This is a genomic window from Kitasatospora sp. NPDC048407, from assembly GCF_043200475.1.
Classification (GTDB): Bacteria; Actinomycetota; Actinomycetes; order Streptomycetales; family Streptomycetaceae; genus Kitasatospora.
Genome location: NZ_JBICXW010000001.1, coordinates 716531 through 743223, shown reverse-complemented (window position 1 = coordinate 743223; position 26693 = coordinate 716531). Strand labels below are relative to the sequence as shown.

The following is a 26693-nucleotide window of genomic DNA, read 5'->3' as shown; positions in this document are numbered from 1 at the left end:
TGCGGCTCCCGGGCTTGCCGCGCGCAGCGCAGCCTCGTTGGTCCCTCGCGCTTGCCGCGCGCAGCGCGTGTGCCGCTGCCTGCCCTGCCCCGCGCGTCGCGCCTGCTTTGTTGTTCTTCCGCACCGGCCGCGCGCAGCGCGTGTGCCGCCGCCCGACCCGTTCCGGGCGTGGCGCCTGCATCGCCGTTCTCCCCGCCAGTTGCGTGCAGTGCGGTTGGCGGGTGGGGTGCGTCAGAGCACGGTGTCGTGGGCCGTGAGGGCGGCGTGCAGGGTGAGGAGGTCGGGGCCGCGGGTGGTGTCGAGGCCGGTGAGGTCGGCGGTGCGGCGGAGGCGGTAGTCGACGGTGTTGGGGTGGACGAGGAGGTGGGCGGCGGTGCGGCGGCGGTCGAGGCCGCAGGTGAGGAACGCCCGGAGGGTGTCGAGGAGTTCGGGACGGCCGGTGAGCGGGGCGAGGAGCGCGGCGAGGGCGTCGCGGGCCGGTCCGGGGCGGCTGAGCTGGTATTCGAGCAGGACGTCGTCGAGCAGGTACAGGCCGGGCCCGCGGCCGAGTTGCCGGATCTCGGCGGCCAGCCGGACGGCGTCGGCCACCGCGGCGGGCGGCGCGGTCGTCGCGGCGGCGATCAGCGGTGCGCCGCAGGCCCGGGCGAGCCGTTCGACCAGGGCGGTGAGCGCGTCCCGTTCGAAGGGGGCGGCGGGCAGCAGCACCGTTCCCCCGTCGGCGGCGAGTGCGGCGAGCGGGACGCCGTCCGGGTTGCGGCGCTCCAACTCGGCGCGCAGGCGGCGGAGTTTGCGTCGGGCGGCGACGGAGCGGTTGACGCCGGGGCGGGATTCGTCGGGGTGCGGTCCGATGGCGAGGGAGAGCACGACGTAGCGGGCGGGGAGTCGGACGCCGGCCCGGTCAGCGGCGGTGTGCGGGTCGCCGCCCTCGAGCAGGCGGGAGAGCAGGGCCTGCCGGGCGACCTGTTCGTCGCCGAGTGCGGCCTGCCGTTCCTGTACGTAACCCGCGGCGACCTCGCAGCTGACGGCGTGGAGGTAGCCGAGCAGGCGGTCCTGGGCGGTGGCGATGTCGGGCAGGTCGGCGGGTGCGGCGGCGGTGAGCAGGCGGGCGGCGCACAGTTGGGCGCCGAGGTGGTAGGCGCCGACGACGGATTCGAGTGGGACGCCCTCGTCCGCCCGCCGCGCGGACGATTCGCGGATGCGGGCGAGTTCGTCCTCGCCGGGTGGCCGTCCGGTGCGCATGACGTCGGCGAAGGCCCGGATGGCGCGTTCGACCTGGCGGGTGATCTCGCCGCGGAGTTGTTCGGGCGGCAGCGCGTGGTAGGCGGGGAGGCGGTCGAGCAGGCGGGTGGTGACTTCGGCGGCGAGTTCGGGGGAGAGGGCGAGCAGCCGCAGGTGGACCGGGGTGCCGTCGAAGTGTGGTTCGGGGGCGGAGTGTTGGGCGTTGGGCGCGGTCACAATCCACCTCGCGAATCTCTGTGCAGCGGCCCGGCGACGTGGCCGGTCGACGCGTCCATGATGGTTTCCCCGGAGGTTACCTACCCGTAGGTAACTCGCGCGATCCCCCCTCGACCCCCCGTCAGGTCGCGCCCCGTCCCCCAGCCGGAACCGTCAGAAACGGGAGAGCCATGTACCGAGCCGTAGCCCGGACGATCGCCACCGCCCTCGCCGCCGCCGCTCTCGCCACCGCGGCCCCCGCCGTCACCGCCACGGCCGCCGTCACCGCCACGGCCACCACCGCGGCCACGGACACCTTCTACGCGTACGACGGCAGCGCCCCGCTGTCCTCGTTCGCCCCCGGCACCGTGCTGAAGACCCGCACCCTGTCGTACCACCTGCTGGGCATACCGACCCCGGTGCAGGCCGTGCAGCTGCTGTTCCGCACCACCGACGCACAGGGACGCCCGTCCGCCGGGGTGACCACCGTGGTGCGGGGGCTGGGCAGTGACGGGTCGAAGGCGGTGTCGTACCAGTCGTTCTACGACTCGCTGAACCCGGCCGACGGCCCGTCCCGGGCGATCGCCGGCGGCCTCACCCTCGGCGGGGCGATCCCCAACGCGGAGGCGCTGTTCGTGGTGCCGTTCGTGCTGCAGGGCTACGACGTGGTGATCCCCGACACCGAGGGCCAGACCGCCGACTTCGCCGCCGGGCCCGAGTACGGCACCACCACGCTGGACTCGATCCGCGCGGTCTCCGCCTCGGCGGCGACCGGCATGAACGTCAACACCCGGTTCGGCCTGCTCGGCTACTCCGGCGGCGCGATCGCCACCAACTGGGCCGCCGCCCTCGCCCCCGGCTACGCGCCGGACGTCAACCGCCGCCTGGTCGGCTTCGCCGAGGGCGGACTGCTGGTCGACCCCGCGCACAACCTGAGGTACGTGGACGGCGGGGTGGTGTGGCCCGGCGTCATCCCGATGGCGATCATCGGCGTCGCCCGCGCCTACGACCTCGACCTGACGCCGTACCTGAGCGACTACGGCAAGCAGGTGTACGCGAAGATGCAGGACGCGTCGATCGTCAACGCGCTCGGCCAGTACCCCGGCCTGACCTGGAAGAAGCTCGCCAGGCCGGAGTACTCCGACCCGAACTCGGTCCCCCCGTTCCTGGCCGCCGTCAACAAGGTCAACCTCGGCTCGGCCGCCACCCCCACCGTCCCCGGCTACCTCGCCCAGGGCAACGCCGGCGTCCTGGAGGGCACCTACTCCAACCTGCCGGGCATCGGCACCGGCGACGGCGTGATGGTGGCCGGCGACGTCCGCGCGCTGGCCCGGCAGTACTGCGCCACCGGCAACGGCCGGATCGCCTACCAGCAGTACGACCTGCTCAGCCACCTCGGCGCGGCCGTCCCGTGGGCACCCACCGCCGTCGGCTACCTGAACGACCGGTTCGCCGGGAAGACCGCGCCCAGCGACTGCGGCCGCATCCCCGCCGGCAACTCGCTCGCCCCCGAGCAGCCCACCCGGTAGCCGATGTGACGAAGGGCCCGCCGGGAGCGTCCCCGGCGGGCCCAACGTGCCGACAGCGTCTCAGAGTTCGCGCGGGTACAGCTTCGCGGCGCCGCGGATCCGCATCGCCGCGACCACCTCGGTCACGCCGACCACCAGCAGCGCGACGCCGGCCAGGATCGCCAGCGCGGTGATCGAGTGAGCAGGGAACACCATCAGCAGGATGCCCGCCAGGATGTACAGCACGGAGACGAAACCCTGCCAGCCGCGGGCCGGCATCAGCGGGTCGGAGGCCACCGCGGAGAGGTGCGTGATGCCGCGGAACAGCCAGCCGATGCCGATCCACAGAGCCAGCAGCAGGATCGACTGAGCGGCCGATCGGAAACACAGCAGGCCCAGCAGCACACAGATCGCGCCGCTGACGAACGCCAGCACCCGCAGCGCCGTCGCGACGTGCGTACCGAACGCGGCGACCACCTGCACGATGCCGATCACCACCAGGTACACGCCGAACAGCACGCCGACCACCCACAGCGTCTGCTTCGGCCACACCAGGATCATGATTCCCAGCGCCAACGAGATCAGACCGCCCGCCAGCACCACCTGCCAGGCCATCCGGGCCAGTTGCTGGAACGGCCCGACCAGGCCGGGACTGTCGTCGGTCCGATAGGGGTCTGCCATGGCTCCTCCGGGGTTGCCGCTGCGAAACAGGGATCGCTTCCAGCCTCGACGCCCGCCCCGCCTCCGGGCGCGGCGGACTACGCCGAACGGGGGAATTTCCCGGTGCGGATCCGATACCGTCTGTTCACCCTGGCGTCCTGACGGGGCGTCTACCATCTGACGCTATGACTGATCAGGGGCGGGGGAGCCCACAGGCCGCGGCCGGCACGGCCGACACAGGGGACAGCGACAGGACAGCACCGAACGGTGGCGGGGCCGGGCCGGTCGAGGGGCACTACATCGTCTGCGGCGGCAACTCGATCGCCTACCGGCTGATCCTCGAACTCACCGAGCAGTACGAAGTGCCGGTGGTCGCCGTGCTGCCCGACCGCTCGCGCGAATACGGACCGGCGATAGCTGAGTTACCCGGTGTGGCGGCCGTACTGGAGTACTCCACGCTGACCGGCGAGGCGCTCGGCGCGGCCGGTGTCGAACGGGCCCGCGGCATCGCGCTGATGGACGGCACCGACCAGGAGAACATCCACGCCGCGATGGCCGCCGAGAACCGCAACCACGGCGTCCGGATCGTGCTGCGCATCTTCAACCAGCGGCTCGGCGAACACCTGGAGAAGCTCCTCCCCAACTGCGCGGCCCTGTCCGCCTCCGCCACCGCCGCACCGGCCTTCGCCAACGGCGCCCTCGGCCGCCCGCACTCCGTCGAGGTCGGCGGACGCCACCTTTACGTCGCCTACGACGAGGACATCCACAGCAACCAACTGTGCCTGGTCGCCGACCGGATCGACCGTCAGGACCTCACCCAGCTGCGGCTGCTGCCCGACACCGGCGGCCGCGCCGCCGACTTCATCCGGATCGCCGAACGCTTCGGCAGCGGCGAAGGCCCGATCGAACTCGGCCGCCCCGACCTCGCCCCCGCCCCCGAACCCGGCGGCCTCGCCGCCCTGCAACCCCTCGACGCCGAACCGGCCCTCCGCCAGCCCTGGCGCAACCGGGCCAAGTGGTGGCTGCTGGACAGCCTCAAGTACTTCACCAACACCCGGCTGCGGGTCATCCTGATCACCGCCTTCGCCGCCATCGTGGTCGGCGCAGCCGTGCTCTACTACCGCACCCAGCACCCGCCCGGCCTCGGCTGGACGCTCTACTCCACCCTGCTCGACGCGGCCGGCGCCGCCCAACCCGACCTGCCCACCGACCAGGCCCTCGGCGACCCGTGGGCCCGCGCCGCCCAGGTACTGATCACCTTCTGCGGCATCACCTTCGTCCCGCTGGTCACCGCCATCGCCGTCGAAGCCCTCGCCAGCGGACGCCGCGGCCTGCCCCGCCCGCCCGGCGCCCGCACCCGCGACCACGTCATCGTGGTCGGCCTCGGCAACGTCGGCACCCGGGTCGCCACCCTGATCCACGCCACCGGCCTGCCCGTGGTCTGCCTGGAACGCGACCCGCAGGCCCGCGGCATCGCCGCCGCCCGCGCCCTCGGCATACCCGTCCTGATCGGCGACGGCCCCCTGGAGGCCCAGCTCAAGCAGGCCCGGGTCAAGCACGCCCGCGCCGTCGCCGCCGTCACCTCCGACGACGCCGCCAACCTGGAAGCCGCCCTCGAAGCCCGCGCGGTTCGGCCCGAAGTCCGCATCGTGGTCCGCCTGTTCGACGACGACTTCGCCCACCACGTGTACGCCACCCTCGGCAACGTCGCCTCCCGCTCGGTCTCCTACCTGGCCGCCCCCGCCTTCGCCGCCGCCCTGATGGGCCGCGAAGTCCTCGGCACCCTCTCGGTGTTCCGGCACGTCCTGCTGATCGCCGAACTCACCGTCGAGGAAGGCTCCGCGCTGGACGGCCGCAACATCGGCGACCTGGAATCCACCGGCGGCGTCCGCGTGGTCTCCGTCCGCCTGCAACGCCGCGCCGACGCCTACCAGTGGAACTTCGCCGACCGCTCCCGCCGCCTCACCCCCGGCGACCACATCGTCGTCGCGGCCACCAGGGCCGGGCTGGCCCGTATCATCCAGTAGTCGTGTACGGTCCAACGCGACTGTAACCAACGAAGGTTGACGGAGCATCAATGATCGGCGCGGTCCTGAACAACAACGTCGTCCTGATCCCGGCCTTCCTGGTGCTGGCCCTGCTGCTCGGCCCCGCCGGGTGGAAGCTCGCCACCCGGCGGAACCTCCCCCGCTGGCCCACCGTGCTGCTCGGTGTCGCCCTGGCCGGCGAACTCGCCGCCACCCTCTACCCCACCGGACCCGGCGGCAGCCAGGACCCGTCCTGCACTTGGGGCGCCGACCTCGCCTTCACCCTCGGCGCGGAACAGGGCCAGCTCAACCTGCTGATGTACGTCCCGATCGGCCTGTTCGCCGTCCTGGCCTTCGGCCGCCCCGCCCTGGTGGCGGTCTCCGTCCTGGCCCTGACCGCCGTCACCGAGACCGTCCAGGGCATGCTCCCGTTCATCGGCCGCGCCTGCGACAGCGGAGACCTCGCCGCCAACGCCCTCGGCGGCCTGGCCGGCGTACTGCTCGGCTGCGCCGTGCGCCTCGTCCAGCGCCGCCGGATACGGCCCGCCAGGCGGGAGTTGGCCCTCGGCTCCGCCCTGGCCGTGGCGCTCGGGGCGCCGGTACTGGCGCTGCACTTCCTGGTGCTGGAGCCGACGGTCGCCATCGGAGCCTCGGCAGCCACCGGGCACCAGCGCGAACTCGCCGCCCGGGACGCCGAGTTGCTGTTCGGCCCCGGTAGCAGGGTGGTCGCGGTGCAGTACCAGCTGGACGGCCCCGGGATCGAGCGAGTGGCCGTCACCGGCGAGCGCCAGCACTTCACCCTGGACTGGCCGTCCGGCCTGCTGCTCGACTTCGACGGCGGACTCCTCCCCGACGAGCCCGACCTCGGCCCCGCCACCGAGCAACAGGCCCGCGAAGCCGCCGACCGCTTCCTCGCCCAGTGGTGCCCCGCCGCGACCGGCGAACCTCAGTTCGCCCCCCACGGCGGGCAGGGCGGCCGCCGACGCTTCACCTACGCGCTCGGCAGCGGAACGGTCCACGTGGACGTCGATCGGAACAGCCGGGTGGTCGAGTTCCGCCGGGACTGACCAGCCGGTTTGGTGGGTTGGCGCACACCGGCCGGCGCGGGCAGAGCGACGAAGACGGTACCGAGGTGGACGCGAGGATCCGTCGGCGCGTCGATTCGCCCTTTAGATCGACAACTGGAACCGAATGGTCGAATTCGGTCGGAGCTGATCAGGGGCTTGCCGTTGACACTCGGTTGACCGGCGAGTGCCTCTACCCTGCTCATCTACAGCTGGTCGGGTGGGCGAGGGAGTGACCGTTGGAGATGGGGCCGAAGAAGCTGGCGCTGCGACTGGCGCTGGCGGGGCTGCGAGGAGAGGCCGAAGAGGGCTTCAAGAAGCGCTGGAACCGGGCGTGCAGTCAGACGGACCTGAAGAAGGCAGTCCGCGCCACCGGCCGGCCCGGAACGGAAACCTTCGCCGGCCAGCGGATCAGCGAATGGCTTCCCCCGGACGACCGGGCCCACGACGCCCGCATCCCGCACAACCTGGACGTGCTGATGGCAGTGGTGGCGGTGTGGTCCTCGTGGGCCGGTGCCCCTTCCCTGACCGGTACGGGTGAGGTCGACCGCAGGTGGATGGGCGGCCAGGCGGGCCGTTGGCGACGGCTCGTCGAGGATGCCCGCGCCGAGCGAGCGGGCACTCGAGCGATCCGCGTGGAGACGGCATCCCAACTCACCGATGCGGTGGGGCCCTACCTGGAGCGGGTCCGCGTGGTGCACCGGCGACTGAACCTCGACGTCCTCGGCCCCACCAGCCGGTCGGGCGAACAGCCGGCGATCGAGATCCGGCAGGTCTTCATGCCGCAGCAGTGCCGCGCCTACCTGTCCCATGTCCCTGGCGAGGTGCGCCGACTCCTCTTCGCGGACAAGGTGCCGGACGCCGAACTGCCGCCCGGTCTGGCAGCCGACGACGCCACCAGGCTGCGCATGTCGTACCACTCGCAGCCCGCCAGGCCCGTCCTGGAGGTCCTGGCCGGCGAGGCGGGCCGACGGCTGGTGGTCCTGGGAGACCCCGGTGCCGGGAAATCGACTCTCTCGAAGTACGCGGCGCTCGCGCTGGCCGGCGCGATGGAGGAGATGCCACCCGAACTCGCCCCACTGGCAGGGCTGGTGCCGGTCGTGGTAGAGCTCCGTCACCTCGCGGAGGAGCGCTGGCGCGATCGCTGCCTCGAAGACTTCCTGGACCATGCGAACAACGAGGACCGGATGGGCATCACCCGACGGCTCTTGGACGAACTCCTCGCCACCGGCCGGGCTGCGGTGTTCTTCGACGGCCTCGACGAGATCTTCGACCCGAAGATCCGGGCCGAGACCGCCCGTCGGATCGCAGCCTTCGCCGCGGACCACCCGCAGGTGCGAACGGTGGTCACCTCGCGCGAATTCGGCTATCGGTCCAACGACTTCGCCTCCGCCGGCTTCACCCAGGTGATCCTCCAGGACTTGACCCGCCCGCAGGTGGAGGAGTTCATCCGCCGCTGGTACTGTGCCGCGCACCCCGAAAAGCCCTCTCTTTCCTCCCAGTTGACCCAGCGACTGCTGGGCGCGGTACGTGGAGTGCGAGCCGTCGCCGAACTCGCCGGGAACCCACTGTTGTTGACCATCCTCGCGTCCGTGGGCCTGGGTCGGACCATTCCCCGGGAACGACGTGCGGTCTACGCCCACGCCGTGGACGTGCTCACCGAACAGTGGGACAGCGGGGCGAAGTTCCTCACCCCGCACGCCCCGGCGTCCAGCGGCGCAGTGGAAGCCTTGGAGTGGCTCGAGCCCCGCAATCGCCGCCGACTCCTGCAACGCATCGCCCGCCACATGCAGGAGGGAACGGGCAGTTCAGCCGGCACGTACCTCAGGGACACCGAACTCATCGGCCTGATCAGCGACTTCCTGCAGCAGTCGACCAGCCTTTCCCGTTCCTCGACCGAGATCGCCGCGCAGCACCTCGTCCAGCGTCTCCGGGTGCGGAACTTCCTGCTGGCCCACTTCGGCGACGGTGTCTACGGATTCGTCCACCGCGCGTTCCTCGAGTACCTCGCGGCCGAGGACCTTCGGGAGCGGGTCTTCAAGGAGGGGATGAGCCGGGAGGAACTGCTCGAACTCCTGGGACGACGGGCCGAAGACCCGACATGGCACGAGGTCCTGCTCCTGGTGGTCGGCGGGCTCAGCCACCGTCAGGTTGCGTCATTCATCGCCCTGCTGCTCCGCCGGCACCGAGAGCGTGACGAGCGCGGGGACACCCCGATGCTGATGCTGGCGATCCGGGTCCTGGCGGAAGTGGACGAGACCGATCTCCGGTCCGGTTCCCGGGACGGAGACCCCGACTCGTCCGTAGCAGCCCAGAGTCGCGCCGTCATCGATGCGCTGATCGGTGGATTCAATCGCGCCGGGTTCCTGGACGTCAGGACTGCACTGCCCGCCCTGGCGACCTTCGACCGCTTCTGGGTGGACCGGGACCGGTTCCTGCGCTGGTACTACGCGCTCTCAACCGTCCGAAGCATGTACTCGGGCAGCAACGTGGCGGCGGCTCTCAGCCGGGACGAGGCCGAGTCGGCCAAGCAAGCACGTCACCCATGGGACTACTACCTGCGCAGTGCCGCGTTGGAGGTGCTGGGCGAGCGGTGGCCCGACGAGAAGAGCCGTGCTCTGGTGACGGACGCGGTCTCCGACCCGAAGTGGTTTGTCCGTGACACGGCGTTGGAGGTGTTGGGTGAGCGCTGGCCCGATGAGAAGAGCCGTGCTCTGGTGACCGACGCGGTCTCCGATTCCGAGGAGCTCGTTCGTGGTTCGGCGTTGAGGGTGTTGGGTGAGCGCTGGCCCGATGAGAAGAGCCGTGCTCTGGTGATGTCCGCGCTCCTCGACCCCGAGCAGCCCCGCGCAACTGCCTTGAGGGTGTTGGGTGAGCGGTGGCCCGACGAGGAGAGCCGTGCTGCGGTGATGTCTGCGCTCCTCGACCCCGCGCAGCCCCGGGGAGCCGCGTTGGAGGTGCTGGGGGCGCGGTGGCCCGACGAAGAAAGCCGAGCCCTTGTGATCGCCTGGGCTTCCAGCCCTGAGCAGCCGGTCGGTGGTTCGGCGTTGCGGGTGTTGGGTGAGCGGTGGCCCGACGAGGAGAGCCGTGCTGCGGTGACGGAGGCGTTCACTGACGCCGATTCGCCTGTTCGTGACGTGGCGTTGCGGGTGTTGGCGGAGCGGTGGCCCGACCAGGGGAGCCGTGCTGTGGTGAGGGACGCGCTCTCCGATGCCGAATCGTCTGTTCGTGAAGTGGCGTTGCGAGTGTTGGCGGAGCGGTGGCCCGACGAGGAAAGTCGCGCGTTGGTGACGGACGCGCTCTCCGACTCCGAACGGTTTGTCGTCGCTACCGCATTGAGGGCGCTGGTGGATCGCTGGCCCGACGAGGAGAGCCGCGCGCTTGTGGTGGAGGCGCTCTCCGCCCCCGAATCGGTTGTCGGTGGCACGGCATTGAGGGCGCTGCTGGATCGCTGGCCCGATGAGAAGAGCCGCGCAGCCATCACGGCTGCGCTCGCCGACCCCGATTCGCCGATCCGGGAGGATGCGTTGTGGGCACTGGCCGATACCTGGCCTGACGACGACACATGCCGTGTCATCGCCGCCATCGCCACGGCGGAGGAGGGCGCCACCGCTCGAAGCATTGTCACTGCCCATATGGCGGCTCAGTCCCCGGACAAGGCATGGCGAGTGATCGGAGAGACCCTCGAAGCGGAAGATCAGCCACTGAAGCTCAAGGTGCAGGCCGTCAAGTTGCTCGCACTGCTCTGGCCGGACGAGCCCGGGACAGTGCCCCGGCTTCGGGCCTTGACCACCCACGCGGATGAGAACCTGTGCCGCACTGCCGACGAAGCGCTGAGGTGGCTGCAGCGCTAGCCGCGGACCCGCTCCGCCAACGCCTTCTGCCGGGGGCGGAGCGAGCCCTCTTGCTGCGCCTACTTGTTGGTGAAGGAGGCCGGCCGCTTCTCCGCGAAGGCGGTCATGCCTTCCTTTTGGTCGGCGGTGGCGAAGGCGGCGTGGAAGAGGCGGCGTTCGAAGCGGACGCCCTCGGCGAGGGTGGTTTCGAAGGCGCGGTTGACGGATTCCTTCATCATGACGGCGGCGGGGAGGGACATCGCGGCGACGGTCTCGGCGACGGAGAAGGCTTCGGGGAGGAGCTGGTCGGCGGGGACGATGCGGGAGACCAGGCCGGCGCGTTCGGCTTCTTCGGCGTCCATCATGCGGCCGGTGAGGCAGAGGTCCATGGCCTTGGCCTTGCCGACGGCGCGGGTGAGGCGCTGGGAGCCGCCGATGCCGGGGATGACGCCGAGCTTGATCTCGGGCTGGCCGAACTTCGCGGTGTCGGCGGCGATCAGGATGTCGCAGAGCATGGCCAACTCGCAGCCGCCGCCGAGGGCGTAGCCGGCGACGGCGGCGATGACGGGCTTGCGGAGGCGGCCGAGTTCGTCCCAGGGGCCGAGCCAGTCGTCGAGGTAGACGTCGGGGAAGCGGTTGTCCTGCATCTCCTTGATGTCGGCGCCGGCCGCGAAGGCCTTCTCGGAGCCGGTGATCACCATGGCGCCGATTTCCGGGTCGCGGTCGAAGGCCTTGGCGGCCGCCACCACCTCGGTCATCAGCTGGGTGTTGAGCGCGTTGAGCGCCTTGGGGCGGTTGAGGGTGATGATGCCGACCCGGCCCTTGCGGTCCACCAGGATCGTCTCGTACTCGGTCATCGCCGCAAATCCTCTCCACGCTGAGCGGAACACTGACGGTGGATACGATCTCGGAACGCCGCCCCGGATGCCAGTCTCGACAGGCGAGACGATGGTCACCTCGGCAAAGACAGGTCTCCGCCCTCGGGGGTCACGAAGAAGCGTGCGACGTCGGCGGCGGTGACGTCGGAGAGCGACGCGGGGCTCCAGCGCGGGTTGCGGTCCTTGTCGACGACCTGCGCCCGGATGCCCTCGACCAGGTCGTGGTGGGTGAGGGCGGCGCAGGAGATCCGGTACTCCTGTTCGAGGGTGGCGGCCAGCGAGGGCAGGGAACGGGCCCGGCGCAGGGCGGCGAGGGTGACCTTGAGCATGGTGGGGGACTTGGCGAGGAGCTGTTCGACGGCTTCCTTGGCCTCGGGGAGGCCGGTGGCCCGGAGGCGGTCGAGGATTTCCTCGATGCTGTCGGCGGCGTAGCAGTGGTCGATCCACTCGCGCTGCGAGGCGAGTTCGGAGGCGGGGGCGGGCTGGGCGAGAGCGGCGACCGCGGCCACGGGGTCGGAGGCGGAGAGCAGGGAGGGCAGCGCGGAGGACGGGACGAAGTGGTCGGCGAAGCCGCAGTACAGTGCGTCGCCGGCGGTCATGGTGGCGGCGGTGAGGCCGATGTGGGTGCCGAGTTCGCCGGGGGCGAGGGCGAGCAGGCGGCTGCCGCCGACGTCGGGGACGAGGCCGATGCGGGTTTCGGGCATGGCGACGGCGGTGCGTTCGGTGACGATCCGGATCGCGGCGTGCGCGGACAGGCCGACGCCGCCGCCCATGGTGATGCCGTCCATCAGCGCGAGGTACGGCTTGGGGTAGCGGGAGATCAGCTCGTTGAGGGGGTACTCGACGCGGAAGAACGCCCGGCCGCCGGCGCCGCCGAGCTTGGCGTCGTCGTGGATGGCGCGGATGTCGGCCCCGGCGCACAGCCCGCGTTCGCCGGCGCCGGTGAGCAGAACGGCCGAGATCCGGTCGTCCGTGGCCCAGGCGTCGAGCGCGGCGCGGACGGTCTCCAGCATGCCGTGGGTCAGCGAGTTGAGGGCGCGTGGGCGGTTGAGGGTGATCCGGCCGGTGCGGCCGGTCCGCTCGATCAACACGTCCTGCGGGGTGTCCGTCATTGCTGCCACCGCTCCGTCCCGGAAAGTTCGAGAAAAGTACGACGATCTTCCGGTGCACGGTACCGGGCCGGCTCGGTCAAAGAGCGGGCGGGACTCTCACCCGAACAGCGGCGAGCTGCGGGCGCGCCGTTGACGCACCCGCAGCCCGAGTGAGACAGATCAGCCGACGATCTGCCCGGTGACCTCGCCGAAGCCGACCCGCAGCCCCCCCGGGCCGGGGGCGGTGGCGCTGATGGACACCTCGTCGCCGTCCTCCAGGAAGGTGCGGGTGGTGCCGTCGGGGAACTTGAGCGGGTGTTCGCCGTTCCAGGTCAGCTCGATGAGCGCGCCGCGGGTGTCCGGCTCGGGGCCGGAGACCGTGCCGGAGGCGTACAGGTCGCCGGTGCGCAGGCTGGCGCCGTTCGCGGTGAGGTGGGCCAGCTGCTGGGCGCCGGTCCAGTACATGGAGGCGAACGGCGGGCGGGAGATGGTGCGGCCGTTGAGCGCGACCTCGATCGCCAGGTCCAGGCCCCAGGGTTCGGCGTCGCGGTCGTCGAGGTACGGCAGCGGCTCGACGTCGCGGGCCGGCGGGGTGACCCGGGCGTGCCGCAGGGCCTCCAGCGGGACCACCCAGGGGGAGACCGAGGTGGCGAAGGACTTGCCGAGGAACGGGCCGAGCGGCACGTACTCCCAGGCCTGGATGTCGCGCGCCGACCAGTCGTTGAGCAGGCAGACACCGAAGACGTGCTCGGCGAAGTCGGCGAGCGCGACCGGCGTGCCCATGGCGCTGGGCGTGCCGACGACGAACGCGACCTCGGCCTCGATGTCGAGGCGGCGGCTCGGTCCGAACGAGGGAGCCGGGTCCGCGGGGGCCTTGCGCTGGCCGTGCGGGCGGGTCACCGGGGTGCCGGAGACCACGATGGTGCCGGAGCGGCCGTGGTAACCGATCGGCAGGTGCTTCCAGTTGGGGGTGAGCGGCTCCGAACCCGGGCGGAAGATCTTGCCCAGGTTGGTGGCGTGGTGCTCGGAGGCGTAGAAGTCGACGTAGTCGGCGACCTCGAACGGCAGGTGCAGCCGGACGTCCGCCAGGTCGAGCAGGCAGGGCTCGACGGCCGCCCGGTGGGCAGGGTCGGTGAGCCACTCGGTGAGCGACGCGCGCACCGACTGCCAGGTCGAACGGCCCGCCGCCATCAGCGGGTTGAGCGTTCCGGATTCCAGCAGCTCGGACGGGCTGCCGACCGCGCGGGCGGCCGCGCCGGCGTCCAGCACCTGCTCGCCGATCCGCACGCCGATCCGCCGGCCGGGCCGGTCGGGGGCGGTGAACACGCCGTAGGGCAGGTTGTGCACGCCGAACGGCGAGTCCGCGAGCAGATCGAGCCAGGTGGTGGTGGTCAAGAGTTCTCCAGGAGGCCGAGTCGGGCGAGGTCTTCCAACGGCTCGGCGATGCTACAGGTGCCGAAGGCGGTGAACGCGGAGCGGATCCGCGCGGTCTGGTGCTCCGTCAGCGACTGCACGGCGGTCGCCAGCCGGGCCCCGTCGCGCTCGGCGAGCAGCTCGGTGGCCTCGGCCCGGTCCGAACTCCCGGCCGCCAGCAGCACGTTGAGGAAACCGTGGTGCTCGTAACCGGTGCCCAGGTCGGTGTGCCGGACGGCGTGGTGCAGGCCGGCCGTGCATTTGTACGCCAACTCCCGCTCGGCGCACGCCACTTGGAAGGAGGCGAGCTCGGCGACGCTCGGGAACGCCGCGAAACTCAGGCCGCCGGTACGGTACTTGGCGCGGTAACGGGTGCCCGCCAGGGCGTCCAGATCGGAGAGCGTGAAAGAGCGCGACACCTCGACGGCCGCGCCGACGCCGTCCGGCAGCAGCGCGTCCAGCTCCGCCACCGCCGCCCGCACGTCCGCGCCGGCCAGGTACTCCACGCCCGCCAGCGGCAGGCCCGCCGCGGCCTTCAGCGCCTCCGCCAGCCGACCGGTCGGCACCGTCACCACGATCGGGAACTCCGGTGCCGCCGAAGCGAGTTCGTCCAGCTTGTCGACCGGCGCGAGCAGCGGGCCCACCGCCCCCGCGTACGGGGCGGCGCGGTGCGCCCGGTGCGCGGGGACGGCCTCGGCCAGCGGCAGGTCGCCGGGCGGGAACACCGCCGCGTCGTCGAACAGCCCCCGGTACAGCTCGGGTACGTTCATCGCCTCGCCCAGGTCCATGCGTAGTTCGGGTCCTCGCTGGCGGTGGCGGCCTCGCCGAGCTCCAGCGGGCGGAAGGTGTCCACCATCACCGCCAGCTCGTCGAAGAACTCCACGCCGATCGAGCGCTCGTACGCGCCCGGCTGCGGGCCGTGGGTGTGGCCGCCCGGGTGCAGCGAGATCGACCCCTGTCCGATGCCGGAGCCCCTGCGGGCCTCGTAGTTGCCGCCGCAGTAGAACATCACCTCGTCGCTGTCCACGTTCGCGTGGTAGTACGGGACGGGGATCGACAGCGGGTGGTAGTCCACCTTGCGCGGCACGAAGTTGCAGATCACGAAGTTGTTGCCCTCGAACACCTGGTGGGCCGGCGGCGGCTGGTGCACCCGCCCGGTGATCGGTTCGAAGTCCGCGATGTTGAAGGCGTACGGGTAGAGGCAGCCGTCCCAGCCCACCACGTCGAACGGGTGGTCCGGCACGGTGTAGCGGGTGCCGGCCACGCCGCCCGGGCCGCGGTGCTTGACCAGGACGTCCACCTCGCCGCCCTCGACCAGCAGCGGGCCCTCGGGGCCGCGCAGGTCGCGCTCGCAGTACGGGGCGTGCTCCAGCAGCTGCCCGTACTTGGAGAGGTAGCGGCGGGCCGGGGTGATGTGGCTGTTCGCCTCGATGCAGTAGGCGCGCAGCGGCTCGTCCCCGGTCGGCACCCAGCGGTGCGTGGTGGCCCGGGGGATGATCACGTAGTCGCCCTGGCCGACCGTCAGGGTGCCGAAGACCGACTCCAGTACGGCGGTTCCCGACTCGAGGTACACGCACTCGTCGCCCAGCCCGTTGCGGTACAGCTCGCTGGGCGCGCCGGCCGCGACGTAGGAGATCCGCACGTCGGCGTTGCCGAGCACCAGCCGGCGGCCGGTGACGACGTCCGCCGACTTCCACTCCTGGCCGGGGAACAGCTCGTGCAGCTTCAGGTGACGGGGGAGCAGCGGCAGGTTGGCGGTGGTGGACTGGTCCGGCAGCTCCCACACGGCGGCGGCCGTGACCGCCGACGGGATGTGCCGGTGGTACAGCAGCGAGGAGTCCGAGAAGAACCCCTCCTCGCCCATCAACTCCTCGTAGTAGAGGCCCCCTTCGGGGGTGCGGTGCTGGGTGTGCCGCTTGGGTGGCACCGAGCCCAGCTGCCGGTAGTACGCCATCGTCCCGCTTCTCCCTCGTCGCCCTGGTTACCGACTGCCCGTCAGAGGTTGCCGCGCCGGTCCTGCTCGCGCTCGATCGCCTCGAAGAGCGCCTTGAAGTTGCCCTTGCCGAAGCCCAGCGAACCATGCCGCTCGATGAACTCGTAGAAGACGGTCGGCCGGTCGCCGATCGGCTTGGTGAAGATCTGCAGCAGGTAGCCGTCCTCGTCGCGGTCCACCAGGATGCCGCGGGACTTCAGCTCCTCGATCGGGACGCGGACCTTGCCGATCCGCTCGCGCAGCTCCGGGTCGTCGTAGTACGAGTCCGGGGTGTTCAGGAACTCGACGCCGCGCGAGCGCAGCACGTCGACGGTGGTGAGGATGTCGTTGGTGGCCAGCGCCATGTGCTGGCAGCCCGGGCCGGTGTAGAACTCGAGGTACTCGTCGATCTGCGACTTCTTCTTCGCGATCGCGGGCTCGTTCAGCGGGAACTTCACTCGGTGGTTGCCGCTGGCGACGACCTTCGACATCAGCGCCGAGTAGTCGGTGGCGATGTCGTCGCCGACGAACTCCGCCATGTTCACGAAGCCCATCACCCGGTTGTAGAACGACACCCACTCGTCCATCTTGCCGAGCTCGACGTTGCCCACCGCGTGGTCCAGCGCCTGGAACAGCCGCTTCGGCGCGCCCTCGGGGCGGACCACGGTCGACTCCTTGGCGACGTAGCCCGGCAGGTACGGGCCGTGGTAGCGGGAGCGGTCGATCAGGGTGTGGCGGGTCTCGCCGTACGCGGCGATCGCGGCGCGGCGGACGGTGCCGTGCTCGTCGGAGACGTCGTTCGGCTCCTCGAGGATGGTGGCGCCCTGGGCGCGGGCGTGCTCGATGCACTTGTCCACGTCCGGGACCTCCATGGCGAGGTCCACGACGCCGTCGCCGTGGCGGCGGTGGTGGTCCAGCAGCGGGCTGTCCGGCAGCACGCCGCCCTTGATCACGAAGCGGCAGGAGCCGGAGCGCAGCACGAAGGCCTTGCGGTCGCGGCGGCCGGTCTCCGGGCCGGAGTAGGCGACCAGTTCCATGCCGAACACGGCCTGGTAGAACTGCGCCGTCTGGGTGGCGTTGCCGACCACGAAGACGACCGCGTCCTGGGCGGTCACCGGGAACGGGTCGGTCGAGGCGTCGTACTCGACCAGGCCCACCAGAGTGCGCAGCTGCTCGGCCGTCAGTCCGGCCGCCAGCTCCTCGGGAGTCAGTTCAACAGCGGCGTCGGTGGTCATTGGTGCGTTCCTCCACGTCGAGTCGGGTTGCGAGGAGCTTCCTCCAGCTCGGTGAGGTGGGCAACAGGTCCGATTCCGGCTGCTCAATGTGTACAAGGTGAGCAGCTCGGGGCCGATCCCACTGGGCGGATTGCTCAGTGCTCGGGCAGATCCCCTCCAGGTTGACGCACCGTGAGGTGTCCGGCGAACCACCGCGCGGCCAGGTCGGCGACCGCCTCCAGCGCCCCCGGCTCCTCGAACAGGTGGCCCGCACCGGGGATGACCTGCAGCTCGCTCTCGCAGCGCAGCTCGGAGCGGGCCTGCCGGTTCAACTCCACCACGTCCTGGTCCGCGCCGCCCACGATCAGCAGCGTCGGCGCCGTCACCAGCGGCAGCCGGGCCCGCGCCAGGTCCGGGCGGCCGCCGCGGGAGACGATCGCGCCCGGTTCGGCGTCCCGTTCGGCCGCCGCCCACAGCGCCGCGGCGGCGCCGGTGCTCGCCCCGAAGTAGCCGAACGGCAGCCCCGCCAGCGGCGGGTGGCGGCGCACCGTGCGGGTCGCCTCGGCGAGGCGGCCGCCCAGCAGGCCCGGGTCGAACACCTTCCAGCGGTCCTCGGCCTCGCTCGGTGTCAGCAGGTCGAACAGCACCGTGGCCAGGTCCTCCCGGTGCAGCCGCTCGGCGACCTGCCGGTTGCGCGGGCTGCGCCGGCCGGAGCCGCTGCCGTGCGCGAACAGCACGACGCCGATGGGGTGTTCGGGCACCGCGATGGCGGCCGGGCCGGTCGGGAAGGCCAGTTCGTGGGTGGCCACCGTCAAGTGCCGCGGCCGGTTCGCCTGTTCGAGCGCCGCCAGCACCTCGTCGTCCGTGGTCTGCCGGAAGTCCTGGTAGAACTCGCCGACGGCCATGAACCGGGACGGGGTGTGCACCGCGACGAACGCGTCCGCCGCACCGGCCAGCCGGGACGTCCAGTCGGACGGGGCGACCGGCACCGCCAGCACCACCCGCGCCGCGCCCCGGGCCCGCACCAGCCGGCAGGCCGCCAGCGCCGTGGAACCCGTCGCCACCCCGTCGTCCACCACCAGCACGGTGCGCCCGGTCAGCGGCACCGGCGGCCGGCCCTCCCGGTACGCGGCGGCGCGGCGGGCCAGCTCGGCGCGCTCACGGGCCTCGACCGCCGCGAACTGCTCGGGCGTGATGCCGGCCATGTCCACCACGGTCTGGTTCACCACCCGGGCGCCGTCCTCGCCGACCGCGCCCATCGCCAGCTCCGGCTGCTCGGGCACCCCCACTTTGCGGATCACGCACACGTCCAGCGGTGCCCCCAGGGCCGCCGCCACCTCCACCGCCACCGGCACCCCGCCGCGGGGCAGCGCCACCACGACGGCGTTCCGCGCGTCGGCGGCCCTGGCGGGGGTGTCGGTGAGTGCGGCGGCGAGTCGGCGTCCCGCTTCGGTCCGGTCGGTGAAGTGCATGAGGGAACCTCTCCGTTCTCCACCGTACGCGCGCGGGGAGGGAGCGGAGAGGTCGGGACGGCAGGGCACCGAACAGGACAGAACGGGTGATAAGTAAAAAATAAGGATTAACCGGCCGATAGCGTTAGTTTCACCTCAGACCGGGTACCGGCCAAGTGGTTTCGCATTGGCCTGACAACGAGGAGGTGATCCAGGTGTCTACCCAGCTGCCGTCGGGCATGGAGCATCACCCGGACATCCTGGAGATGCGTGAACACGCCGAACGGGCGACATCCACGAACGCGGGGCAGGGGACGGAGGCACTGGCGATCTGCGCCGGTCTGTTCCTCGCCATCTCGCCGTGGGTGGTCGGCTTCAGCGGCTTCACCAACCTGGCTATCAGCAACCTGGTGCTCGGTATCGCCTACACCGTCCTGATGGCGGGCTACGGCCCGGCATGGGGCCGCACGCACGCACGCGCCTGGGCCTGCGCGGTCATCGGCGTGTGGACGATCATCGCGCCCTGGGCCGTCAACGGCGGAGCTCACATCCGCCGGACCATCCTCACCAACACGATCACGGGCGGCGTCATGACGCTGCTGGCCCTGGCCGCGGTCGGAATGGTGTTCGCCGGAGCTTCCGGCGCGGCCTCGCGGCGACGGCATTGACGCGTCGCGTGACCAGACGTCCGCCCCGGCCCAGCGCCGGGGCGGACCTCTGTTCGCAGGCCCTTATGCGGGCCGGGTCATCCGCAGCACGTCGAGCGCCTCGTCCAGCTGGGCCTCGGTGAGCAGACCGCGATCCAGGTAGCCGCGCTCCACCACGACCTGGCGGATGGTCTTGCGCTCGGCGAGGGACTGCTTGGCGACCTTCGCCGCCTCCTCGTACCCGATGTACCGGTTGAGCGGGGTGACCACCGACGGGGAGGACTCCGCGTACTCGCGGGTGCGCTCCGCGTTCGCGGTGATGCCGTCGACGGTGCGGTCGGCCAGCAGGCGGGCCGCGTTCGCCAGCAGGCGCACCGACTCCAGCACGTTGCGGGCGATGACGGGGAGCATCACGTTCAGCTCGAAGTTGCCGCTCGCCCCGGCCACCGTGACGGTGGTGTCGTTGCCGATCACCTGCGCGGCGACCATCAGCACCACCTCGGGCAGCACCGGGTTGACCTTGCCCGGCATGATCGAGGAACCCGGCTGCAGGTCCGGCAGGTTGATCTCGCCCAGGCCGGTGCGCGGGCCGGAGCCCATCCAGCGCAGATCGTTGGCGATCTTGGTGAAGCCGGTGGCCACCGTACGCAGCTGGCCGCTCAGTTCGACCAGGCCGTCGCGCGCGCCCTGCGCCTCGAAGTGGTTGCGGGCCTCCGTCAGCGGCAGCCCCGTGGCCCGCGCGACCTCGGCGATCACCGCGGCGGAGAACCCGGGCGGGGTGTTGATGCCGGTGCCCACCGCCGTTCCGCCGAGCGGCAGTTCGGCGACCCGGGGCAGGGTGGCCGTCAGCCGCTCCACGCCGTAGCGGACCTGCGCCGCGTACCCGCCGAACTCCTGGCCGAGGGTGACGGGCGTGGCGTCCATCAGGTGCGTGCGGCCGGACTTCACCACCTCGGCGAACTCCCCGGCCTTCGCCTCCAGCGCCCCCGCCAGGTGCTCCAGCGCCGGGATCAGCTCGTGCACCACGGCCCCGGTGGCCGCGATGTGGATCGAGGACGGGAACACGTCGTTGGACGACTGCGAGGCGTTGACCTGGTCGTTCGGGTGCACCGGGCGGCCCAGGCGCTCGCTCGCCAGGGTGGCGATCACCTCGTTGGTGTTCATGTTCGACGAGGTGCCGGAGCCGGTCTGGAACACGTCCACCGGGAACTCCGCGTCCCAGCGGCCCTCCGCGACCTCCTCGGCCGCCGACCGGATCGCTGCCGCGACCGGCTCCTCCAGCACGCCGAGGCGCGCGTTCACGGTCGCCGCCGCCGCCTTGATCCGGGCCAGCGCCGCGATGTGGGCGCGCTCCAGGCGCTGGCCCGACACCGGGAAGTTCTCGACCGCGCGCTGCGTCTGCGCCTGCCACTTGGCCGTGGCCGGCACCCGCACCTCGCCCATCGAGTCGTGCTCGGTCCGCCAGCCCTGCTCGTTCTTGCTGTCCGCCATGGTTGGGACACCTCCTGGTCCCGTCAGCCTTCCACGGGCCCCGGGCATTCCCGCGGCTGCGGACGTGTGTGTCGGCCCGCACCATCCCCCACGGTGGCACGGGCCGACGCGGCATCAGCCGTGGTAGGAGGCGATGACCTTGGTGAACGCGTAGGCGGACTGGCCGATCCCGCTGCACGTGTCGCCGGCGGAGGTGCCGGACGGGCACGGGCGGTCGCGGTTGACCGCCCAGAAGGTGAACCGGGCCAGGTGGTGGGCCTTGGCGTAGTTCAGCATGGTGGTGAAGTCGGCGGTGGAGACCGTCTCGTCGGCCTCGTCGGTCTTCCCGTTCATCGAGGAGATCCCGATGTGCTTGTACGCCGTCGCCGAGTCGTAGCCGTAGGCGCTCGCCACCGCGTTCTTCAGACCGTCGGCGGCCTGGGTGGAGACGGTGCCCATCGCGCCGCTGTGGCCGCCGAAGTCGAACGGCATGACGGTCCAGCCGTCCACCGCCAGGCCGGCCGCCGCGCCCTTCCTGACCAGGTCGGTGCCGGCTGCGTCCGGGCCGGAGGGCGTGGTGCCGAAGGTGACATACACCTTCAGGCCCGGGTTGTTGGTCTTGACGGTCTTCAACGCGCTGATCACCCGCTGGCGGACCGTCGCGTTGGACGCCTCGGTGTTCTCGATGTCGATGTCGATCGCCTTCAACCGGTAGGCGTCGATCACCTTCTGGTACGCGCCGGCCAGCGCGGAGGCCGAACTGCACTTCTCGCCCAGCTTGTTGCCGTCCCAGCCGCCGAACGAGACCAGCACGTCGCCGCCGGCGGCGCGGATCGCGTCGATGGTGCGCTGGTCGCTGCCGCCGGTGAGCGCCCGGGAGCCGTCCCACTTCGGGTTGCAGCCGCCGTCGGAGAGCATGAAGGCCAGCGTGAACTGGGTGGCGCCGGTGGCCTGCATCACCTGCACCGGGTCCTGCGGGCTGCCCCAGCCCAGGTACTCGTACGGGGCGTTGAGGCCGACCGGGTCGGGGGAGGCGGCCTGCCCGGCCGGGGCCAGGGCGAGTGCGCCGGCCGACAGCGCGGCGGTGACGGCGAGGGCGAGCAGCGGACGGGCGGGGGCGGGGATGGCCATGGGTCACCGTTCCGGGAGTCGCGGACGCGGCGGGGCGAGGGGTCGCCCGACCGCTCAACTGTTAGGAAAGTTTCCTGATCTGACAGGGAATCAGCTCGCCCTGTCCGCGTCAAGACTCCGGGCCCGACGGGCGGCATACTCCTCGGTAGCCCGTTCCGCGCAACCCTCCGAGGAGCCCGCCCGATGGCCACCACCCCCGACTCCGCCTCCCGTCGCCCCGACCCGCTCGACCTGCTCGGCGTCGACGAACTGCTCACCGACGACGAGCGGTTGATCCGCGACACCGTACGCGCCTTCACCGACCGGCACATCCGGCCGCACCTCGCCGACTGGTTCGAACAGGGCACCTTCCCGGTCCGCGAGATCGCCCCCGAACTCGGCAAGCTCGGCGTCCTCGGCATGCACCTCGACGGCTACGGCTGCACCGGCTCCATTGCCACCGAGTACGGCGTCGCCTGCATGGAACTCGAGGCCGCCGACTCCGGGCTGCGCAGCTTCGTCTCGGTGCAGGGCTCGCTCGCCATGCGCTCCATCCACGCCTTCGGCTCCGAGGAGCAGAAGCTGCGCTGGCTCCCCGAGCTGGCCGCCGGACGGGCCGTCGGCTGCTTCGGCCTGACCGAACCCGAGGTCGGCTCCGACCCGGCCGCGATGCGCACCCGGGCCCGGCGCGACGGCACCGACTGGATCCTCGACGGCGCCAAGATGTGGATCACCAACGGCTCGGTCTCCGACGTCGCCGTGGTGTGGGCCGCCACCGAGGACGGCGTGCGCGGCTTCCTCGTCCCGCAGGGCACCCCCGGCTTCACCGCCCGCGACATCCCCGGCAAGCTCTCCCTGCGCGCCTCCGTCACCAGCGAACTCGCCTTCGACGCCGTCCGCTTGCCCGCCGAGGCGATGCTGCCCGACGCCCGCGGCCTGCGCGCCCCGCTCTCCTCGCTCGGCGAAGCCCGCTACGGCATCCTGTGGGGCACCGTCGGCGCCGCCCGCGACTGCTTCCGGGCCGCCGTCGACTACGCGCGCGACCGCGAACAGTTCGGCCGCCCCATCGGCGGCTTCCAGCTCACCCAGCAGAAACTCGTCGACATGGCCCTCGAGTTGGAGAAGGCCTACCTGGTCGCCGTCCGGATCGGCCGCCTCAAGGACGAGGGCCGCGCCCAGCCCGCCCACATCTCCTTCGGCAAGCTCAACAACGTCCGCACCGCCCTGGAGATCGCCCGCACCGCCCGCACCATCCTCGGCGCCAACGGCATCACCACCGCCTACCCCGTGCTGCGCCACGCCAACAACCTCGAATCCGTCCTCACCTACGAGGGCACCTCCGAGATCCACACCCTGGTCCTCGGCGAGGCCATCACCGGCGAGTCCGCCTACCGCTGATATTCGCTGGTCAGAGCCCTGGCGCGCCCCCTACGGTGACACCATGACGACGCACCGGCCCCCGGCCACCACCACCCTCTGGCGCCCCACCGGCCCCGAGGAACTCGCCCTGGTCGCCGCCTCCGGCTGGCGCGCCTGGCCCCCGCGGCTGCCCGAACAGCCGATCTTCTACCCCGTCCTGAACGAGGACTACGCGATCCGGATCGCCCGGGACTGGAACGTCCCGGCATCCGGCGCCGGGTACGTCACCCGCTTCGAGGTCGAGACGGAGTTCCTGAGGCGCTACCCCGTCCAACAGGCCGGCGGCGAGACCATCCTCGAACTGTGGGTCCCCGCCGAGGAGCTGACCGAGTTCAACCGGCACCTGGTGGGCGAGATCCAGGTGGTCCACGAGTTCCGCTGAGTCCCCTCCGGGCGGGGCGGTACCTTCCGGGTACGGCCCGGCACCCGGAAGGGGATCAGGATGACGCAGTGGAGTGACTACACCACCGGCGAGCGCATCAAACTGCTGCGCGGCCCGGACCTGACGCAGGAACAACTCGCCGAAGCCTCCGGCCTGTCCGTGGCGACGATTCGCAAGGCGGAACGCGACCTCGGCGGCAGCCTTCACACGCTGCTGAGGATCTCTGCCGCGCTGAACGCCGATGTCTCAGTGATCCTCGGCCAGCAGGCGCCGCGACGTGCGATGCGCGGCGCCGACCGCGCGATGCTTCGCGAGCTGTCCCGCGCCGTCCACGACACCGCCGCCGGTGTCGGTGTGGACGTGCAGCCACCGGCGCCGGCCGAGCTCGCCGCCGGGCTTGCCGCCGCGTGGGAGATGTACCGCGCCGGTGACTTCGCCGGCGCGGGCGTGCGTGTCGCCCCCGCCCTGCGCGAGGCCGCCGCCGCCCTGCGGGCCGCCACCGCGGACCAGCGGGGAACAGCGGCCGGCATCCTCGCGGACGCGTACCGGCTCGCCGCGTACGTGGCCAACCAGTTCGGTGCCCGCGATCTCGCGTACGCGGGCATCGGCCACGCGCAGGACCAGGCCGACCGGGCCGGGGACATCGTCCGCTCGGCCATGGTCGCGTCCGGCCGGTCGTGGATCTATCTGCGGGACTCCCGCCTCGGCCAGGCCGAGCAGACGGCACGCGCGTCGTACGAGTCCATCGAGCCCCGGTACGGCGACCGTGATCCCGGACTGCTCGCCACCTACGGATGGCACGTGACCTTCGCCGCCGTGGTCGCCGCCAGGAGCGGTGACATCGCCGGTGCGGACGACCTGCTGTCCCAGGGACAAGCGGTCGCGGCCCGGATGGGCCGGGACGTCACCGTCAACGGCACGGCGTTCGGCCCGACCACGGTCACCGCGCAGGCGATCGGCATCAGCGTCTCCACCGGCCGCCCCGGCAAGGCCCTCGGCCTGTTCGGATCACTCGGCGACCCGTCCGGCCTCACCCCGTCCGCGCACAACCGGCTGATGCTCGACGTCGCCCTCGCCCAGGCGGAGACCCGGCAGTCGGACAGCGCGTTGGACACCTTGCTGGACGTCTGCTCGGCGGCACCGGGCTGGGCCCGCCACCAGGCCCTGCCGGGAGTGATCGCCCAGAAGGCGAGCGCGGGCAGCGCGACCACCGCCAAGCTGCGGAAGCTGTCGGCGATCCTCGGGACGTCCATGGTCATCAGCTGACTGATACGGGGCGTATCACTTCCGTCCGATATGACTTCGGGAAGTGATACGCCCCGTTCGTTCACCGAAGGTGTGTGCCCGGCCACAGTTGGTGCATGCTGACGCTCCATCAAGGACCTCCTCCTCCACCGGGTGTGGCCACCCTGCGCCTGCGGTGCCGGCCGGAGTCGGCCGCGGCGGCCCGCCGCCGCACATGCGTGACGTGCTGGCGCCGAAGACCTGGCACAACGTCTGGGGACGGCAGGAGGCCGCGCTGAAGCAGGTCTTCGAGGAGTGCGCCGACCACATTGAGGACGCGCGCAAGACCATCCAGGAGCAAGCCCTCACCCTGAACCTGCCCCTGGGCATGCGAACGGAGTACGACCGATGACCAGCCCTGCCCTCCCGCTCGCGCTCAAGTCCGCGACCTTCGCTGATCACGAGCCGGTCTACACCGACCTTCCCGGACAGATCCCCGGGGCGGTCGGGCCGACCTTCGGCCGCACTGACATGTGGCCGGCGGACAATGTGAGCCGGCCTGCGAACGTGGTCAAGGCTGCGTGGCGGTGCGACTTCCCCGGCGAACCGGTGTGGAACCTGCTCGTGCGGGAGGTCGCGTTCTGCATGCTTCACCCGACGCACGCCGCCCTGCAGAAGGCCGGAATCTTCCTGCCTCCCGGAAAGTGGGGGCTGCGTTCGACCGCGCAGTGCTGCTTCCACCTCGCAACGCTAAAAGCCTGGGCGCGGGAGCAGGACATGCCGGATGACTTCGGCTTGTGGGAGGCGGCCGACTGGCAGGCGTTCATCGACACCCGGTCCCAGCAGACGGAGCCCTCGACGGTCCGCAAGGTGGTCTCCGCGGTGCGACACCTGATCACGTTCTCACCGGTCCTCACCGATGTCCCCACCTTGGAGGATCCATGGCCGGGGAAATCGAGCGCCCAGGTCGCCGAATCGGTGTGGACCGACGAGTTGTCCACCCCGGCGATCCCGCCAGAGGTCTGGTGGCCACTGCTGCGGGCGGCCTGGGCGTACATCGACCGCTTCGCCCCGGACATCCTGGCCGAACGTGATCGACGCCAGTCCGAACCGGTCGGCGGGCCGCCACCGCAGACGGACAACGACCGCGAGCTGGAGCAGTGGCTGGCGGATCCGAGCACCATCATCCCGCTCAACGCACGTAACCGAGGCCGGGCACGTCGCGGCGAGGTGAACTGGCGGCGTGCCAGCCTGCTCGCCACCAACGGCCGCACTCACGTGCTGTTCGCTGCCGAGAACCGTTTGGGTCTCAAGCGGCGTCAGCGCGTGCTCGTGTGGCTCGCCGACACCGGCCGCAGCCACACCGGCCCCGTACGTCAGCCGTCCTTCGCCCCGCCTGCGGAGGAGCGGCTCACTCACCGCGACCGGGTCCTGCGCGAGTGGCTGGACAACCTGGGCAACTTGATTCCTGTCCACCCGGTGCACGAGCAGGTCGCGTGGGCCGGCGAGCCAAACTGGACGGAACTGGCCCGACTGGTCTACAGCCAGCCCAGCAATGTCTTCGCGAGCAGCAGCAAGGCCAGGACCGAGCAACGTCGTCAGTGGGTCCATGAGGTGGCTCGCGACCCGAACCGCACCATCGCGACGGATCACGGCCTCAACCTCCGTATGCTCCGGGCTGCCTGCTACGTCTTCGTCGCAGCGCTGACCGCCATGCGCGACAGCGAGAAAGGGGCGGAATTGCGTTTGATGCAACATCCGACAGGGCTGGCAACACGCATAACAGCAGGTGGGAGGGGGTGTCTTCGCGGTCGCCAGGCGAGGGGCAACCGATCGGCCAGCGGCTCTTGCGCTCGGCGCGTGCCATCCCAACAATGTTGCATCTAACGCAACGGA

The 26693-nt window shown here is 71.3% G+C and carries 21 protein-coding genes; 10 read left to right on the top strand and 11 right to left on the bottom strand.

Annotation, left to right across the window (positions count from 1 at the left end):
* Window positions 1–231 precede the first annotated feature (231 nt).
* Complete coding sequence (locus tag ACGFWJ_RS03530; RefSeq protein WP_392944767.1) at window positions 232–1455, bottom strand: PucR family transcriptional regulator; 1224 nt, start codon at window positions 1453–1455, stop codon at window positions 232–234.
* Window positions 1456–1625: 170 nt separating this feature from the next.
* Here ACGFWJ_RS03530 and ACGFWJ_RS03525 point away from each other — a divergent pair, with 170 nt between their 5' ends.
* A complete protein-coding gene (locus ACGFWJ_RS03525) occupies window positions 1626–2963 on the top strand; it encodes a lipase family protein (RefSeq protein WP_392944765.1) in 1338 nt (445 codons plus the stop codon).
* Between the two features lie 60 nt (window positions 2964–3023).
* Here the strand turns inward: ACGFWJ_RS03525 and ACGFWJ_RS03520 are convergent, their stop codons facing one another.
* Window positions 3024–3623 (bottom strand): HdeD family acid-resistance protein, encoded by a 600-nt coding sequence (locus ACGFWJ_RS03520; protein ID WP_387859471.1) that lies wholly within the window; start codon window positions 3621–3623, stop codon window positions 3024–3026.
* A 164-nt stretch (window positions 3624–3787) separates the two neighbouring features.
* On the opposite strand from ACGFWJ_RS03520, the gene ACGFWJ_RS03515 reads away from it, so the two are divergent.
* From ACGFWJ_RS03515 to ACGFWJ_RS03505, 3 genes are all read left to right on the top strand, one after another.
* Entirely contained in the window at window positions 3788–5629 is a 1842-nt protein-coding gene (locus tag ACGFWJ_RS03515; protein ID WP_392944762.1) for an NAD-binding protein, read from the top strand.
* A gap of 50 nt (window positions 5630–5679) precedes the next feature.
* The gene (locus ACGFWJ_RS03510) at window positions 5680–6696 is read left to right on the top strand and encodes a VanZ family protein (protein ID WP_392944760.1); all 1017 of its coding nucleotides are present in this window, start codon (window positions 5680–5682) and stop codon (window positions 6694–6696) included.
* A 242-nt stretch (window positions 6697–6938) separates the two neighbouring features.
* Window positions 6939–10547 carry an NACHT domain-containing protein gene (locus ACGFWJ_RS03505; protein WP_392944758.1) on the top strand — a complete coding sequence of 1203 codons (3609 nt, stop codon included), beginning with the start codon at window positions 6939–6941 and terminating at the stop codon, window positions 10545–10547.
* A gap of 59 nt (window positions 10548–10606) precedes the next feature.
* Here ACGFWJ_RS03505 and ACGFWJ_RS03500 read toward each other — a convergent pair whose 3' ends face one another.
* From ACGFWJ_RS03500 to ACGFWJ_RS03470, 7 genes are all read right to left on the bottom strand, one after another.
* A complete protein-coding gene (locus ACGFWJ_RS03500) occupies window positions 10607–11383 on the bottom strand; it encodes an enoyl-CoA hydratase (RefSeq protein ID WP_387635113.1) in 777 nt (258 codons plus the stop codon).
* A gap of 95 nt (window positions 11384–11478) precedes the next feature.
* Complete coding sequence (locus ACGFWJ_RS03495; RefSeq protein WP_392944756.1) at window positions 11479–12516, bottom strand: enoyl-CoA hydratase/isomerase family protein; 1038 nt, start codon at window positions 12514–12516, stop codon at window positions 11479–11481.
* Window positions 12517–12675: 159 nt separating this feature from the next.
* A complete protein-coding gene (fahA, locus tag ACGFWJ_RS03490; protein WP_392944754.1) occupies window positions 12676–13890 on the bottom strand; it encodes a fumarylacetoacetase in 1215 nt (404 codons plus the stop codon).
* Window positions 13887–14696 carry a hypothetical protein gene (locus ACGFWJ_RS03485; RefSeq protein WP_392944752.1) on the bottom strand — a complete coding sequence of 270 codons (810 nt, stop codon included), beginning with the start codon at window positions 14694–14696 and terminating at the stop codon, window positions 13887–13889. Before ACGFWJ_RS03485 ends, fahA begins: the two co-directional genes overlap by 4 nt.
* Complete coding sequence (locus ACGFWJ_RS03480; protein WP_387859484.1) at window positions 14675–15862, bottom strand: homogentisate 1,2-dioxygenase; 1188 nt, start codon at window positions 15860–15862, stop codon at window positions 14675–14677. Before ACGFWJ_RS03480 ends, ACGFWJ_RS03485 begins: the two co-directional genes overlap by 22 nt.
* Before the next feature lie 41 nt (window positions 15863–15903).
* On the bottom strand, window positions 15904–17115 hold the full coding sequence (gene hppD / locus ACGFWJ_RS03475) for a 4-hydroxyphenylpyruvate dioxygenase (RefSeq protein ID WP_387635100.1): 1212 nt from the start codon (window positions 17113–17115) through the stop codon (window positions 15904–15906).
* A gap of 134 nt (window positions 17116–17249) precedes the next feature.
* A complete protein-coding gene (locus ACGFWJ_RS03470; RefSeq protein ID WP_392944749.1) occupies window positions 17250–18566 on the bottom strand; it encodes a phosphoribosyltransferase family protein in 1317 nt (438 codons plus the stop codon).
* Between the two features lie 194 nt (window positions 18567–18760).
* Between ACGFWJ_RS03470 and ACGFWJ_RS03465 the strand changes: the two genes are divergently transcribed.
* A complete protein-coding gene (locus ACGFWJ_RS03465; protein WP_392944747.1) occupies window positions 18761–19213 on the top strand; it encodes an SPW repeat protein in 453 nt (150 codons plus the stop codon).
* Window positions 19214–19276: 63 nt separating this feature from the next.
* Here the strand turns inward: ACGFWJ_RS03465 and ACGFWJ_RS03460 are convergent, their stop codons facing one another.
* Together ACGFWJ_RS03460 and ACGFWJ_RS03455 are read right to left on the bottom strand one after the other, a co-directional pair.
* Window positions 19277–20683 carry a class II fumarate hydratase gene (locus ACGFWJ_RS03460; protein ID WP_392944745.1) on the bottom strand — a complete coding sequence of 469 codons (1407 nt, stop codon included), beginning with the start codon at window positions 20681–20683 and terminating at the stop codon, window positions 19277–19279.
* A 114-nt stretch (window positions 20684–20797) separates the two neighbouring features.
* Window positions 20798–21793: a chitinase gene (locus tag ACGFWJ_RS03455; RefSeq protein WP_392944743.1), complete on the bottom strand. Its 996-nt coding sequence runs from the start codon at window positions 21791–21793 to the stop codon at window positions 20798–20800.
* A 183-nt stretch (window positions 21794–21976) separates the two neighbouring features.
* Between ACGFWJ_RS03455 and ACGFWJ_RS03450 the strand changes: the two genes are divergently transcribed.
* The 5 genes from ACGFWJ_RS03450 to ACGFWJ_RS03430 all read left to right on the top strand — a co-directional run bounded on the left by ACGFWJ_RS03450 (window position 21977) and on the right by ACGFWJ_RS03430 (window position 26684).
* On the top strand, window positions 21977–23170 hold the full coding sequence (locus ACGFWJ_RS03450) for an acyl-CoA dehydrogenase family protein (protein WP_392944741.1): 1194 nt from the start codon (window positions 21977–21979) through the stop codon (window positions 23168–23170).
* A gap of 43 nt (window positions 23171–23213) precedes the next feature.
* A complete protein-coding gene (locus ACGFWJ_RS03445) occupies window positions 23214–23573 on the top strand; it encodes a hypothetical protein (protein ID WP_392944739.1) in 360 nt (119 codons plus the stop codon).
* Window positions 23574–23633: 60 nt separating this feature from the next.
* Complete coding sequence (locus ACGFWJ_RS03440) at window positions 23634–24839, top strand: helix-turn-helix domain-containing protein (protein WP_392944737.1); 1206 nt, start codon at window positions 23634–23636, stop codon at window positions 24837–24839.
* 193 nt (window positions 24840–25032) lie between these two features.
* A complete protein-coding gene (locus tag ACGFWJ_RS03435; RefSeq protein WP_392944735.1) occupies window positions 25033–25209 on the top strand; it encodes a hypothetical protein in 177 nt (58 codons plus the stop codon).
* Window positions 25206–26684, top strand: a complete 1479-nt coding sequence (locus ACGFWJ_RS03430) for a hypothetical protein (protein ID WP_392944733.1) — start codon at window positions 25206–25208, stop codon at window positions 26682–26684. Before ACGFWJ_RS03435 ends, ACGFWJ_RS03430 begins: the two co-directional genes overlap by 4 nt.
* Window positions 26685–26693: the final 9 nt, after the last annotated feature.